Raw genomic sequence first — 14,519 nt, 5'->3', positions numbered from 1 at the left:
GTTTTTTATGATGTATTTTACCGATAAATTTTAAAGCTGTGAATTGAACAGGCTCTTTATCTTGTAGATAATATCATCACTGTCCGCATTTATAGATGCCGCCTCATTTATTCCTGAGAGCTTTGCAAGCTCATCCGTGTCAGCATCTCCGCCGTAACCTATCGTGTATACAGGTATGTTCGACTGTCTGAGCGCACTTGTTATCTCATCCATGGAATATCCCACATTGGCATATCCATCGCTGAGAAGGAACAGCATACACTTTGCATCCGGGTGCTCTGCCTTTGCATCGGTTATCATCTTCATCGCAACCACAACGGCATCATACGAAGCCGTTCCTCCTGAAGCCATCAGATTGTTGACCGATCCCTGGAAATATGATCTCTGGTTCAGGTCAAACTGGGCGATCGGAACCTCCACTGTAACTGAGCTTGAGTAGCTGACAAGCCCAACATAATTGTTGTCATTGATATACTGCGCACCGTTTGTCAGACTGTTCTTGAGCTGGTTCATAGGATCTCCGTCCATGGAACCGCTGCAGTCCGCAACAAACACCGCGATGATGTCCTTGCCGTTATCCTTTGTCTTCTTGTATGTCTTGAGTCCCTGTGTGACCTGTGCACCGGAGAATTCTTCCGCCGCAGTATAATCATCGTTGGCATTGAAGCCCTTCTTTGTCGCGATCGTCTGCATATCATCACTCTTGCAGTAATCCACAACGAGCTGTATGGCCTCAAGCTCTGATGCAGACTTTCCCGACTTGTTACATATGTATACAGGATTGTCATGTCTCACGCCAAATGCAATGAAATCATACATTGACACGAGATTGCTGTCATTGATATATGCCTGATACTCTGACAGCATAGCATCGAGTGTTCCGTTTGATGCACTATCTCTCATCTGCTGTGTTGTATATGCAACGTATGGTATGTTTGAGTTAAACTTTGTAAAGTTATCCTCTCCGTCCTGAAGCAGCGTGAGCAGGAGGTTAAGTCCTGTGGCACTTGTCTGTGGGTTCGTGTATCCCATGGTGATCTTGTTATCCTGAACGGCCTTTATGGCATCGGCAGCAGTAGTGTAACCGCTGTCCTTCTTCACAAGGATTCCCGCTGTATTTCCAACCAGCCTGTCCGCGTAAAGCTCAAGGCTGCCACTGTTCGACATCGCATACTCTCCGAACAGGGTGTTGCTCGGGGTGTACAGATCCGGGAGATATTTGCCGGAAATGATATAGTCAGCGGCTGTACCGGATGGCACTGATCTCACGCTCATCGATACCGACTTGCCGTCCGCTGTCTTCACACCAGAACCGTTGAAGGAATTTGCAACATCTATAAGCCATGAGTCGTTGTCCTTTCCCGCCTTCTCACCTGATGTAAATATCTCTATATCTATGTCTCCATTACCCTCAACTGCCAGTGGATATTTGTCTATCTCAGGCAGCTCCGCATACAGATCCGGAGTGTCCAGAGTGACCGTACCCTTTACAGGGGTCGCTTCATTTACATCGAGATCTGCATATAACTCATCAAGAGTCATATCCGATCTTGATGATCCTCCATTTCCACTGCCTGCTATGTTGATAACCTTCCTGCCGACTATTCCGATAATGACCGCGATCATCGCAATTATCACCAGCACTCCGACTACCACTAATCCTTTTGTCCTCTTATCCATTTCTTCCTCCTTTTACATTCCCTGACTGTGGACATCCTGCCTCATGCCATTCATGCACTCTATGACATCATCCACATATTTCATATCCAGCGAGCTCAGGTTGGTGTCAATATCAACCATCTTCTCCACCAGAATATTGAACTTTCTCACCAGCTCGTCGCCCTGTCTGCACAGATTGTCGAGGTATACCGGCTGGGGTCTAGTGTAATAATCGTATGTCTGTATAAAGCCTATGGCACTGTCCATGTTGCTCTGTGCCTGCTGCTTTATATCCTCGTACAGATTGCGGACACCACTGCCCTCCTCCACATTCTCCTGGAAGTATTCCTCCCTGGACATTATGCTCTCATACTGTCTGTTGAGTCTCTCTATCTGTGCATCAAACAAATGTCCCCTGGCACTGTCCTTGAGCTTCTCCGTCGAGCGTCTTCCCTTGAGTATATGTACATTTGCTGTTATGGTGAATGTCAGCCACACTACACTGATCGCAACACCTATAGCTATTCCCACCATACTGTCAGCCAGCACAAACATTACTATTACCAGTATGAACATTATCAACCCTATGATATTGACCGCTATCAATCCCATCGTTTTTCCTCCTAAAGTCAATATATATCACACCGCATCTGCATGTTCATTGTCTCTCTGCAATACGCTGAGCCTTTGTTTTGCAGCATCGGTGACCATAAGTCCCGAAAAGTCAGCAAATTCCTTCTTCTCATTTCTTATGAGCATGACCGCAAACTCCCTGTCCGTCTCCTCCGCGCAGGACAGCAGTTCATGGTAATCCACCGGCCTATCCTCATATATTCGAAGCGCAACAGCCTCCGGCACAACAATAAACGTCATGGACGTGTGCGTCTTATCCGCTATGTATATCTCCGCCTTGTCCGCAAATTTTGCAAATTCCTCCGCCTGAGTCTGAAAGCCTCCACTCTGAAGCTCCGCCAATATCCTGTCTCTGTCCTCCATGAGACTGTCGAGATACAGATAGCCCTTCAGCAACAGGAGTCCCATAAGTCCATCTGACATATTGAAGTCAAGTATACAGCCATGTCCCTCGTCACTGTCCGTCAGTACATGACACACGCACTCCGCTATATCCTCATCGCTGAGTCCGCTGTATTTATACGCCTGCTCAATCCCATCATTTGTTATGAGCACGGTCTCTACATTTCCCCTTACAGACTTTTTCTTCCTAATGCTCTCAACAGGACGTGCAGCTATCTTGAACGCCTTCAGCGCATTTACAGCATCATCTATGCTCTTCTTCCCTGATATAGAGGTCTCAAACCGTCCCTGATCCGTAGCTGCCGCCTGCACATTCCTGTATATCCTTTGTACAGAGATCTTATTTCTCCTCATTATCGCACTTAAAATGTCAATATCTGACTTCTGACCGGTCAGATATCTCTGAAGCTCCGCTCTGAGCTTTCTCCTGAAATCAAGCTCGTACTCAGTGTTGGTTATATCCGTTCCTGAATACCACCGTTTCTCCAGATATTTGTAATTATCCGGATCCCTCAGTCTGTCCAGCGCACTGTTCTTCAGACTGTTCACACCTTCCTCATCGGTCTCCAACTCACAGGCAAGTTCCGGCACACTGCATCTGTCATGTCTGTAGCCATAGAGCTTATCTATCACTATCTTCTCCCTGTAATTCAGTTTGTCTATGAGTTCATCGAACATCCGCCTGCACATACCATCCTGTGAATAGGACAGCGTATCCGCCTGCACCCCAAATACAGAACTGTACAGTGCTTCATACGAACTGATAACATCCAGCATATATTTATTATTTTCTTTTCTTAGAACATACGCCCTGTGCAATATCCCACACCTCATTCTATATAAGTTCTTAATCCAATATGCAAACCGGCATACATATCTGATATGCCCATCATCATTTTTACTTATATCTGAACTTAATCATTTTCATTATACATGTTTTGCCACAAATTAAAAACATAAAAGTGACGGGATATGGTATTTTATTATTTTATTAAGTGTTTATACAACTGTCTGTCCACCTGTGGTATAATGAATCGACAACAAACTGGGAGGATATCTATGATCAGATTTTTGCCGGATGAATACTATTCATCCACATACAAGATAGATTTCAAAAAGTATTACGACATGGGATACAGAGGTATACTGTTCGACATAGACAACACTCTTGTGAGACATAATGAGCCGGCCACATCCAGAGCGATCCAGCTCATGGAACAGCTCAAGGCCATGGGCTTCAAGGTATGTCTTGTATCCAACAACAAGGAGCCAAGGGTTGCCGCTTTCAACAAAAAGATGAAGGTGAATTACATATTCAAAGCCGGCAAACCATCGAAAAAGGGCTACATCCATGCCATGAACGAGATAGGCTGCAACATAGACAACACGATTGCCGTGGGCGACCAGATCTACACTGACATCATCGGAAGTGCCAGCCTTGGCATACACACTATCCTTGTCAAGCCTATAGACACAAGCCACGAGGAGATACAGATCACCCTCAAGAGGATCATTGAAAAACCATTTATTTTCTACTTCAGGAAAAAGCATGGCATGGTAAGATAATTTCTGTTATTCATAACGCAACACAAAAGGCCGTATTCGCATATCTGTCTGATATGTGAATACAGCCTTTTATTAAATATCTCAGTAACATATACGTTCTGTCATGATGTTACACATCTGTGTGATCCACAGAACGTATGTTAGTCGTTGTACACCTTCTTGAACTCTGTGTATCCCTCTGACTCCAGCATGTTTATCTGCTGCTTCATGTTCTTTCTCATCATCTGGATAGTCACTGTCTTACCTGCCTGGCGAAGTTCCTTTGCCTCCTTGAAGATCTCAAGCTTCTTGTCCAGTGTCACATCCTTGTGAATGAGGATAGCCACGTTGTCAGAATCTATCTTGTATCCATTCTCAAGCTTGTCCTTGAGGATGGTGATTATTCTCTCAAAACCTATTGAAAATCCTGTTGCAGGAACATCCTGTCCACAGAAGTTTCCAACCATCTTGTCATATCTTCCGCCGCCGGCGATGGAGAAGTTGTAGTCATCTATTGTAACCTCAAAAATAGGTCCTGTGTAATATCCCATACCTCTCACAAGAGTAGGGTCAAATACGATCTTTACGCCATCTGCAACCATGGTCTTTGCACTTGATATGATCTCGTCCATATTGGTTATAACCTTTGGATCAAGGCACTCAGCGTCTATGTCCTTACAGAACTCAGCGCAGCTCATATCTCCAAGGTTCTGGTATATCTCAAGATACTTGTCCACCATCTCTGCGTCGTATCCGTTCTCTGTGAGCTCTGCTCTTATGCCATCCAGACCTATCTTGTCATACTTGTCAAGGCTGATGAGTATGGAAGCAATGTCTTCCTCTGCAAATCCCGCATTCTTCGCAGCACCACGAAGTATCTGTCTGTCGTTGATGTGGATAGTAAAATCTGTTATTCCCACCTCAGAGAATATTCTTGAGAGCATATCGGATGTGGCTGCCACAAGCTCTATCTCCGCAAGGTTTGTATTGTCACCAAGTATATCTATATCGCACTGGGTGAACATTCTGAATCGTCCCTTCTGGGGCTGATCCGCACGGAATACAGGTCCGATCTGGAGTGCCTTGAACGGGCTTGGAAGCTGTTCCTTGTTGTTCGCATAATATCTTGAGAGTGGAAGTGTCAGATCATATCTGAGTCCGCTGTCTGCCAGCTCTCCCTTACCTGCATCGATGGCTCTCGCAAGGTCTGCGCCTCTCTTCATCACCTTGAAGATAAGCTTCTCATTGTCACCACCCTGCTTGCTTGTAAGATTCTCTATATGTTCCATAACAGGAGTCTCTATCTGTGTAAATCCAAATCTGGAATAACTTGTCTTGATCATTGAAAGCACATGCTCTCTAAGCCTCATATCAGCCGGAAGCTGATCACACATACCTTTTACCGGTGTCTTGATGAATTTTGCCATTTCTAATCCTCCTGATCTTACATCTTTATTAAATCCAACCTATTCTAGCATATACAACTATATTTTTCCACCCTTAAAAAGAACACCGGAACAAACTTGTAGTTTGTTCCGGTGCTTTTCACATAATATATTGATATTTTTAATTGTCCTGTAATATCAGATTACTTGAGAAGATCATAGTTGAGCTTCTTGATAACAAGGAAGGCCTTGTTTCTGAGTTCCTCACCTGAGAATTCATCAAGCTGTACATTCATATCCCAGTTGTACTTCATGAGTGTATTCATAAGATCCTCAATGTAATCCTTTACATACTTGACGTTGCTCTCACTCTTATCCTTGAGCTGGACAACTATATTGTCTATAGCCTCGATGATTCCTGACTCCTGCTTCTCCGGTGCCTGTCCTGACTCATCATTGAGCTCTATAACCTTACCTGTCTTGGTTATGATGACCTTCTTGTTAGGAGCTGCAGCAGCCTTGCTCTTCTTGTTGATCATATGGTTGATACACTTGATCAGACATGCTACAGAGTATGTCATCTCCTCGTTTGATGGCTTGTCTATTCCCTTGAGAGTGTGCTGATGGTACAGGTACTCTGACTTGCACAGCATCTCCTCAACAATAGCTACCTTACACAGTGATACCAGATCAGCCGGCATAGCCTGCTGCTTCTTACCGAAGAGACCACCGCCACCCTGCTCATTGTCCTCCTTATACTTCTCAGGAAGGGCTGTTCTGACATATGTATCGTGCAGGTACTTCTTGGCTGTGTTGATATCGTAGCTTGATGCAAGAACCATCTTCTTGGTACTGTTGAGTCCGTTAACGACCATATCCTCAGCAGCCATGAACAGAAGGATCTTCTGTCTGTTGTCAAGCATTGAGTAAACCTCTCTGTTCTTGTTGTTCTTCTCAACAATTGACTTCTTTCTGACATCAAATACCTTTACCTTCTCCTTTACACTGAAGAATGCCTTCAGCATTGAAGGGTTAGCGTTCAGGAAGTTGCAGCACCATGTTAGCTCTATGTACTGATCCTCGATCTTATTTGATACCTCATACAGGCTGTATCCCTCAAACAGTACGTTGAGTGCCTTGGAGAGGATCTCCAGACTCTCATACTTCTCCTCGTATGACTTCTGTGTTATATCAGAGTTAACATATGCCTTGATTCCGCACTCTATGAAGAGCTTGTTGTACTCATATGCTCCCTCAGGAATGTTCTGACGTCCGCTGAGCTGTGCTCCTGAACCAAGTGTCTGAAGTACCTTCTTGACCTCCGGCTCATTCTCTATAGCCTGATATACCTTCTTGGTAAATGCGCAGGTCTCATTCAGCAGTGAATCGATCCTCTTGTTGTATACCTCCTGCTTGGAGATCTCTGAAGCCACCTTGCTGCTGAGGATCTTTGCTGCCTCTGTGCTTGTGACATTCTTGATGAGCTCCTTGAAGTTGGAGTATACTGACAGGTTATCTATAGGTATGTACTCTGCATTCAGTCCGTAGAACTGGAATGCCTTCTCATACTGCTTGTTCGCAATGTAGATAGAGAAGAGGTTGATAGATAACTGTATCTTGTAATCGTTAGGTGCATGTGCATCCTCAATGACGTAATCATAAAGTACCTCGAGGTTGTTGATATATGAATCAGATCCTATGTCTTTGGCTGAGATATCCATCTCCATAACCACATTGATCAAATCCAGGTATCCGAGCAGAGCCTTGTCAAAGTTCTTTGGTCTGTCATCATCCTCAAGTATCTGGTATGAAATGTTGATGAGAAGTGGAGCGATCTTATCCCCGATCAGTCTCATGCACTCTGGGATCTTCTCAAGCTGTAAGAGATACAGCAGCCATACACTGTAACGATAAACACCTGTAGCTGATACAGGCGCATCTATATCGGCAGGGTCAATATCACCATATACAAATCTGAATAAAGGCTCTATCCACTCTTCGATCGCATAGTGTCCGGTCGCCTTTATATTGAAGTCTACAAACTCTGCAAGCTCATACAGCTTTGTACACTGAGCACGAACCTCGTCATCCACTGTCATGGTCGACAGATCAAAATTAGAATCCTTCAGGCTGTCTATAACCAATGTATAGAATCCGTCCTCAACCTGATCATTCAGATAACGAATAAGTGTTCCTTTATTACTGGATGCCGCTATTGATAATGCGTTATCCCCTGCCTGTCCTATATTTGCTGGTAACATAATATGTCTACCTCCTTTTGTTTTCGTATGTCTGGCTTACGAATATTCTTGTATTATTCCCCTCAAATCACTACTCCAAATATAACATATTTGGTAAAATCATTCAACAAAGTTTTTGGTTATTACTGATAACTGTCATTGTGCATAATTACCCAAAAATTATAGCACTAAAAAAATCGCATTTTTTGTGCATTTTTACTGTTATGCCAGATAATGCCAGATTTCAGCATCAGTCGAGTCCTGCCATGTGAAGTATCGCCATGGCATTTGTCGTGGTACACCTGCCATCCTTCTTCTTATAGTCGAATTTCAACTGGTCTCCCTCGTAATATTCCTCGAAATGATAGTTCGCAGCAGGTGTTCCGTCCTCCGCCTTGAGATCACACAGCTCAAAATCGTGTGTCGATACCAGTGTCATTGAACCCGCTCCAGCAAGCTTTCTGATGACCTGTGTTGCTCCCACTATTCTGTCAGCAGAATTTGTTCCCTTGAATATCTCATCTATAAGACAGAGCATAGGTCTGTTCTCTTTTCTGTACTCAACCATCGTCTTTATCCTGAGTATCTCTGCATAGAACGTTGATATTCCATTGCTGACATCATCGGTCACCCTCATGGATGTGAATATCTTCATCCTGTCAGCCTCCATATAGCCCGCACACACTGGAGCGCCCGCATATGCAAGCACCAAATTTATACCCAGTGTTCTGAGGAAAGTCGTCTTTCCAGACATATTACTTCCGGTTATTATCGTGGCACCGCCCTTGAAGTCCGCGTCATTTGCCACGACTGTATCAGGGCTTATCAGAGGATGTCTCATATCCCTGGCGGTGACATGCACTCTGGCATTTGCGCCGACCTGTGGATAGCTCACTTCCCTCGTTCTTGAAAGGACAGCAAATGACATGAGTTCCTCCATATCAGAGACAGCCTTTATCCAGCCCTCAACGCTCTGTCCATTCTTCTGTTTCCATTTGTCCATCATCCTGCCTATGTGGAAGTCCCACATTATAAGTCCACACAGTATCTGATGAACTATAGGATTGTATCTGATATTGAACGCAGCACTTATCGTCCTCAGTTTTCTTATAGCCGCCAGGGCACCAGAGTCATTTGACAGATGCGACTTGATATCATTTAAAAGTTCACTGTCGAAATTCTCCCCGGAGATCAGCTCGAACATTCTTATATAGTCCTCTATCACATAGCCAAATGAGATCATCGGCATGACAGCCTGACCCGCAACTCCGCCAAAAAGCCAGGAGAACAAAAGCACAACAAAGAATGAAACAAGCGTCCAGCCTATGTTTATCTCACCCATTATTCCAAGTATAAATGCCACCAGTGTTATCGCCGGCAGTAAAAATCTCAATATGTTGAACACCGCAGGTATATGGTCATCGCCATTGCAGTATGCCACAAATTCATCCGCGGTATATTTCTTCTTTTTGCCCATTCCGGTCTTCACACCGAGGGTCTCAAAATCCATCGAGAACTCTCTCTTTGAAGTGAGCTCTTTTATCGCCTCCTGGCGCTTCTCTATGTCTGCTATATCGTACTTCGGATCGCGTATACTCTCGGCGAGAGCCCTTTTTCCCTCCTCGGTTCCCGCAACACAGATAAACTGATACAGAGAGCTCTGTCCAAGAAGGTCCATATCCCTTGCAACCAGATCGTCATCGCCGAGATACTGCGCACCGTTATCCTCAAACTTCTTCCAGCCGTCGCCAAATCTCTCAATATACCTCCTGAGCACCTCCGACTTGGCTTTCTTATATTCCAGCTCCTCACTGAGCTTTCCATGGATAAACACCATTGCGACAAATGCCACAGCGGCCATTATTCCCAGGATCAGCACTGTCACTCTGTTGTCATATATGCCTATTATCAGCCCTGCCAAAGCTGCAAGGAACATCACAAATCTAACCCCTGAATACGTTGCAGACTTCCCCTCAAGCGCCTTGATGTCCTTCTCCAAAATGTCCCTTTCGTCCTTGTATTCGTTCATGTTATCGTCCTTTCATAAAAAACAATATATTTACTTTTTGTCCGGCTTGTCCTTCTTCTTATATGACATCACACCGTTCTCTGATACATCTATCATGTCCGGCTTGACAACGAGCACGATACCCATTACCCCAAATACCACACACAACACGATGCATATTATTCCGATCACCTTATACGATGTAAATGCGAGCATGCCAACTCCCACTGCCAGTGTGAGTGCCGCACATAGAAAATAGTTCTTCTGAAGTGCCTTTATCGCCTGTTCTTCTTTGTTGTAATCCTGTCCACTATTATTCATGTTCCATTTTACCTCCATATATCCATTCCATTATAGATGAATATATCATACACGGTATATCATTCGCAAATATTAATTCCTGTGAATCAATCCACCACACTTATTGCATTTGACACGAATACATATTAAAATAAATGGACAGGTTATATTCTATGGGAAGGAGATTTTTATCATGAACAAATTGACAAAAATGGCGCTCACTCTTGCCGCTGCAGGAAGTGTCTGCTACTTATTCAAAGACAAGATCAAGACAACGAAAGCTTACCAGACAGTTGAGAACAATGATACTGTAAAGAAGGCAAAAGCCACAGCTACAGATACTTACCACAAAGTAAAGGACTCCGAGACAGTCAAAAAGATCAAGGACTCTGAAACATACCACAAGGTAAAGGACTCTGAGACAGTCCAGAAGGCAAAGGATACGATCAAGGATACCTACAATAAAGTAAAAGATTCCGAGACAGTCCAGAAAGCAAAGAATACAGTATCCGACACATATGACAAGCTCAAGGACAAGGTTAAGGAAAAAGCTGCTTCCACCGAAGATGGCGACCGTGAATATTTCACACTTCACGAAGACACCACCGGAGCAGAAGAAACCACATCCGAAGAAGCCGCAACCGAGGATGCTGTAACCCCGGAAGCCACAGCGGATATTCCGGATGAGACAACCGCAAAGGCCGTAACCGAGACCGTAGCTGAGGCTGAGGATGTTCTCGCCGAGGCAACCGGCGCCGTTGCAAATGCCGCTGACGCCGAGACCTCAGAGGTAATCGGCGATGAGTACATGGGACTTTCAGATGTATCTGAGGATCCATCAGTGCTCTCCGATCAGGACAAGCTTGACGTATAGTCTGCACAGTATAATAGGCAAAACAAAAACAGTATATGCGATCCGTTTGATAACGAACCGCATATACTGTTTTATTTTTTCCCTGAATCTCTCAGATATGACAATGCTTCATCTATGGCAGCCTCCGTCTTGAAGTCCTGCTCATATGTCACACCGTCCACATCCACCATGAGTAGTTTGTATATCTTTTTGTCTGCCGGCCCTATATTCGCCGATGTTCTGAGCTTCTTGAACGTCTCTATGGTGCTGAGTTCCACCACATCCGTATGCCAGGTTCCGTGATATACCAGATATTTGTCTGTTATGGCTATACCATCCTGATCATAGTAGAGATTGTATCTGAGCTGTTCATCTATATCCCTGACAGTATTCCTGTCTGCCTTTCCGCCCGATACGACCTGCATTCCTGACACCTTCCATGGACAGCACACACTGTATATACATCTGACTATATTATATAACGCCCACAGAGCCGTCAGCACAAGAACCAGCAGCATCATATTATAATAGATCCTCGGAAAATCCACCTCACTTATTATGAGTGGATATACCTTGCTCTCAAGCTGCTTTGATGGTATCCCCATGTCCTGTGCAAGTCCGTCAACTATCGATGTATACACATCATCCGCAGAGACTACTCTGCCTCTCAGCGTATAATTCAACAGTACATCTTCGTTACTCCTGATGAGCAGGATGGCATATCTGCCATCCTGCTGACAGTAGTAGTACCTGCCCTGCCTCTCAGAATCCACATAATAATCGTATCCTATATAATCCGCCCGATCCACGGTTATCGTCACATCCCTGTCGTTTGGATTCGCTCTGGACTCTATATCAGCTATGCTCCTGTATGTCCTGCTCCTTATCCTGTCCGGCAGACTGAAATGCCACGCCATGATGATCATGCATCCCACCATGATCAGTGATAGAATGATCCCGGGTATTCTGTTTTTTAGAATATAACTTTCAAACTTCCTGTTCTTCATAATATGTCTTTCCCGCGTACGGTCAGATTTTTAGAAATGGCTTCCGCCACCGCCATGACCACCGCCACCGCCTGATCCACCAGAACCTCCTGAGCTGCTCTGGATAGTCACGCTGGTTACTTCCTTACGTATAAATATATCTCTTCTGTCAAGCTCCTTGGCATTTCCATCGCTGTATGTAGAAGCTGTTGTGGTATCTTTTCCTGCTTTCTTCGACAGATTCACGATGCAGAATGCGATGGCTGCTCCAAGAGATACAAGGAAGCATATAAATGGTGACAGGAACTTTAATCCTCCTGTGCTGCTCTTCATAGCCGTCTCTGTTCTTGACATCATTCTCTCAAATGCTCCAAGAGTATCCGATCTGAGTATCTTTCCACCGTATTCCGTTATGGATGTCGCCTTGGAATCACTTATTCTCTTCTTCGCCTTGCCGGCTGTGCACAGATAAACATATCCATCGTTCTCCTGCCAGTTGGCAACTATAACTACGCTTGTGCTGGCATCCCTGCCGTCAAGATATGTTCCTGCAGGCCACTCTTCCCAGCCGAATCTGTAATAATCACAGATCTTCTCTGCTATATCCTTTGTGTTAGACTCTATGTCATATGAAACTGCATCGGCATCATATTCTGACAGATCTGTGTACTGATCCATGGTAACGACAACAAAGTCCATACCCACTTTATCTTCCAGTTCTGCTATCTCCCCGCGGAGAGTCTCCTCCTCCGAATCAGACAGCTTATCTGCATAGTCAAACACTCTCTCATTTGTCTTACATTCTGTATTATTTCTGGCGTCATGCTTGAGATTGGCATTTGATTTCACAAAGTATCCTATAAAGAACACTATTCCAAGTCCAAGTACCACGAGCATTGCCACGATAAATTTCTTTACTGCATTCATTTACAACACCCCCAATAACATAGACAAGCCATCAAGCAATACAAATGCTGCGCCAAACAAAAGTGCGGTAAGTCCAACTGCCTTACTCATGCTCTTCGGCTCTGTTCCGACACATTTTCCAGTCTGTCCGTTGACATAGAACTTATAGTTTTTGCCCTGGAAACGGTACTCATATACCCACACCGGCATGAGTCCGAACTTTGTTCCCGTGAGTCTGTTGTTGTTCCTGAATCTCTCATTTGTAAGTGATGAATATCCGGTTGTGGTGCTTCTCACCCAATCTCTGTTTGCCTTCTCTGCCTTTGCCTGAGCCCTCGGCTCCACCTCATTCGGCGGCATATTGTAAGTCTCCGCATCGAATCCCGAGAGGTACTTGTTGTCATGCTGCATGAGCTCTTTGTAGTTGTACGGCTCCATGAGATCCATGATTCCATCCTCCATGGCTATGGATGCATCAACCGGTATGCCCTCATAATTCACATGCAGTCTTCTTCCGACATCAAAATATGAAGTCTCTGTATATCTCTTGTCTCCAGACGTCCATGATCTGACCTTTGTTCCTATGGCCTCATAAGCCACATCCGAATCATAATCGTACATCCAGAATGGGACATACACTCCCTTAAGCGCCTCAAGCGTCTTCTGTGAGAGGAATGTTCCCGGTATAAATAGCTTTTTACCAAATTCATTCCTCAGCTTCTCCTCAGCCTCATGCTTTGATATCTTAAATGGAAGTATCACATCAGCCCCATACGGATAATTTACTTTGTCATCCCTGAGCAGATATGTTCCACATGAAGGACATCTTCCCGCAGACTGATACTCAGTGTAAGGTATCTGCGAACCACAGTTTATACATATTACAGGCTCCTGTGACGGAACCAGCTCCTGACAGTCGCTCCCTCCGCAACTGAGGCACACCATCTTTTTCTTTGCAGGATCGTACACTACGTTACCCCCACAATTTACACAACGATACAGCAAGTTATCTTCCCCCTGTCCTTTTTTATCGTTTTTCCTTCCAAACTTCCTACGCTATCTCCCAGCGTACTTGCGCTTATTATAGCATAGTAAGTCTGTTTTTAGAACATCGAATTGGATGCCTTAAGACAGCTTTATAACACATTTTAGATATCTTACATTAAACAAAATATTTTTTGAACAAATGTGTAACACATCATGTTCATGCGAATATGTTAAACCATGAACAAAATAATGGAGGCTTACCATGAGTGATTTATCGGCAACACAGTGTGCCTGTGGCGGTTGTGGCTGTGGCGGCAGAAATGGACTTTCTTGCGGAGGTTCCTGCGGATGCAACAGTTGCACTCTGATCATCATCCTTCTCCTCTGCTGTGGCGGCTGCGGCGGCGATGGTTTCGGTTTTAATGGCGGTTGTGGCAATGACAACAGTTGCATCTGGATCATCCTTCTCTTATTCTGCTGCGGTGGCTGTGGCAATAACAACGGATGTGGCTGCGGCGGCTGCGGTGGCAATGATTGCGGCTGCTGCTAAAAGCGGACTCACCACGATCTATAAACGGGATATCGGGCAGAATGACTGTCCGATATCCGCAAAAA

At 44.6% G+C, this 14,519-nt stretch carries 13 protein-coding genes; 3 read left to right on the top strand and 10 right to left on the bottom strand.

All coding sequences use genetic code 11. From position 1 onward, the window contains the following. Positions 1-30: 30 nt before the first annotated feature. Genes DXD11_RS09720 through DXD11_RS09710 form a run of 3 tightly spaced genes read right to left on the bottom strand, consistent with a single transcriptional unit; the run spans position 31 to position 3,471 of the window. On the bottom strand, positions 31-1,680 hold the full coding sequence (locus DXD11_RS09720; protein ID WP_117549273.1) for a vWA domain-containing protein: 1,650 nt from the start codon (positions 1,678-1,680) through the stop codon (positions 31-33). Positions 1,681-1,692: 12 nt separating this feature from the next. Then, on the bottom strand, positions 1,693-2,271 hold the full coding sequence (locus DXD11_RS09715) for a hypothetical protein (protein WP_118758287.1): 579 nt from the start codon (positions 2,269-2,271) through the stop codon (positions 1,693-1,695). A gap of 27 nt (positions 2,272-2,298) precedes the next feature. Next, positions 2,299-3,471, bottom strand: coding sequence for a hypothetical protein (locus DXD11_RS09710; protein WP_118758286.1), 1,173 nt, complete (start codon positions 3,469-3,471; stop codon positions 2,299-2,301). Positions 3,472-3,753: 282 nt separating this feature from the next. Here DXD11_RS09710 and DXD11_RS09705 point away from each other — a divergent pair, with 282 nt between their 5' ends. Beyond that, entirely contained in the window at positions 3,754-4,260 is a 507-nt protein-coding gene (locus DXD11_RS09705) for a YqeG family HAD IIIA-type phosphatase (RefSeq protein WP_118758285.1), read from the top strand. A 140-nt stretch (positions 4,261-4,400) separates the two neighbouring features. On the opposite strand, the gene hisS is transcribed toward DXD11_RS09705, so the two are convergent. From hisS to DXD11_RS09685, 4 genes are all read right to left on the bottom strand, one after another. After that, a complete protein-coding gene (hisS, locus tag DXD11_RS09700; RefSeq protein WP_117549277.1) occupies positions 4,401-5,666 on the bottom strand; it encodes a histidine--tRNA ligase in 1,266 nt (421 codons plus the stop codon). Between the two features lie 161 nt (positions 5,667-5,827). Further along, a complete protein-coding gene (locus tag DXD11_RS09695; RefSeq protein ID WP_117549279.1) occupies positions 5,828-7,885 on the bottom strand; it encodes a hypothetical protein in 2,058 nt (685 codons plus the stop codon). A gap of 229 nt (positions 7,886-8,114) precedes the next feature. Further along, positions 8,115-9,893 carry a MutS-related protein gene (locus tag DXD11_RS09690; protein ID WP_117549281.1) on the bottom strand — a complete coding sequence of 593 codons (1,779 nt, stop codon included), beginning with the start codon at positions 9,891-9,893 and terminating at the stop codon, positions 8,115-8,117. Between the two features lie 30 nt (positions 9,894-9,923). Further along, complete coding sequence (locus DXD11_RS09685; protein WP_117549283.1) at positions 9,924-10,193, bottom strand: hypothetical protein; 270 nt, start codon at positions 10,191-10,193, stop codon at positions 9,924-9,926. 172 nt (positions 10,194-10,365) lie between these two features. On the opposite strand from DXD11_RS09685, the gene DXD11_RS09680 reads away from it, so the two are divergent. After that, positions 10,366-11,046 (top strand): hypothetical protein, encoded by a 681-nt coding sequence (locus tag DXD11_RS09680; RefSeq protein WP_117549285.1) that lies wholly within the window; start codon positions 10,366-10,368, stop codon positions 11,044-11,046. Between the two features lie 71 nt (positions 11,047-11,117). On the opposite strand, the gene DXD11_RS09675 is transcribed toward DXD11_RS09680, so the two are convergent. The 3 genes from DXD11_RS09675 to DXD11_RS09665 are packed head-to-tail and all read right to left on the bottom strand — an operon-like array spanning position 11,118 to position 13,886. Next, positions 11,118-12,032: a hypothetical protein gene (locus DXD11_RS09675; protein ID WP_120000013.1), complete on the bottom strand. Its 915-nt coding sequence runs from the start codon at positions 12,030-12,032 to the stop codon at positions 11,118-11,120. Between the two features lie 30 nt (positions 12,033-12,062). Further along, entirely contained in the window at positions 12,063-12,938 is an 876-nt protein-coding gene (locus DXD11_RS09670) for a TPM domain-containing protein (RefSeq protein ID WP_117875037.1), read from the bottom strand. Continuing rightward, a complete protein-coding gene (locus tag DXD11_RS09665) occupies positions 12,939-13,886 on the bottom strand; it encodes a hypothetical protein (RefSeq protein ID WP_199688733.1) in 948 nt (315 codons plus the stop codon). A 280-nt stretch (positions 13,887-14,166) separates the two neighbouring features. Here DXD11_RS09665 and DXD11_RS09660 point away from each other — a divergent pair, with 280 nt between their 5' ends. Further along, positions 14,167-14,454, top strand: a complete 288-nt coding sequence (locus DXD11_RS09660; RefSeq protein WP_117549292.1) for a chorion class high-cysteine HCB protein 13 — start codon at positions 14,167-14,169, stop codon at positions 14,452-14,454. The last annotated feature ends 65 nt before the right edge of the window (positions 14,455-14,519 follow it).

It is taken from the genome of Coprococcus sp. TF11-13, from assembly GCF_003481085.1.
Lineage (GTDB): Bacteria > Bacillota > Clostridia > Lachnospirales > Lachnospiraceae > Coprococcus > Coprococcus aceti.
The sequence above is the reverse complement of the archived record's forward strand: the minus strand, read 5'-3'. Positions and strand labels throughout refer to the sequence as shown.

Coding starts and splice junctions, on each gene's coding strand:
- DXD11_RS09720 (WP_117549273.1), bottom strand. CDS start 1,680: ATGGATAAGAGGACAAAAGGATTAGTGGTAGTCGGAGTGCTGGTGATA.
- DXD11_RS09715 (WP_118758287.1), bottom strand. CDS start 2,271: ATGGGATTGATAGCGGTCAATATCATAGGGTTGATAATGTTCATACTG.
- DXD11_RS09710 (WP_118758286.1), bottom strand. CDS start 3,471: ATGCTGGATGTTATCAGTTCGTATGAAGCACTGTACAGTTCTGTATTT.
- DXD11_RS09705 (WP_118758285.1), top strand. CDS start 3,754: ATGATCAGATTTTTGCCGGATGAATACTATTCATCCACATACAAGATA.
- hisS (WP_117549277.1), bottom strand. CDS start 5,666: ATGGCAAAATTCATCAAGACACCGGTAAAAGGTATGTGTGATCAGCTT.
- DXD11_RS09695 (WP_117549279.1), bottom strand. CDS start 7,885: ATGTTACCAGCAAATATAGGACAGGCAGGGGATAACGCATTATCAATA.
- DXD11_RS09690 (WP_117549281.1), bottom strand. CDS start 9,893: ATGAACGAATACAAGGACGAAAGGGACATTTTGGAGAAGGACATCAAG.
- DXD11_RS09685 (WP_117549283.1), bottom strand. CDS start 10,193: ATGAATAATAGTGGACAGGATTACAACAAAGAAGAACAGGCGATAAAG.
- DXD11_RS09680 (WP_117549285.1), top strand. CDS start 10,366: ATGAACAAATTGACAAAAATGGCGCTCACTCTTGCCGCTGCAGGAAGT.
- DXD11_RS09675 (WP_120000013.1), bottom strand. CDS start 12,032: ATGAAGAACAGGAAGTTTGAAAGTTATATTCTAAAAAACAGAATACCC.
- DXD11_RS09670 (WP_117875037.1), bottom strand. CDS start 12,938: ATGAATGCAGTAAAGAAATTTATCGTGGCAATGCTCGTGGTACTTGGA.
- DXD11_RS09660 (WP_117549292.1), top strand. CDS start 14,167: ATGAGTGATTTATCGGCAACACAGTGTGCCTGTGGCGGTTGTGGCTGT.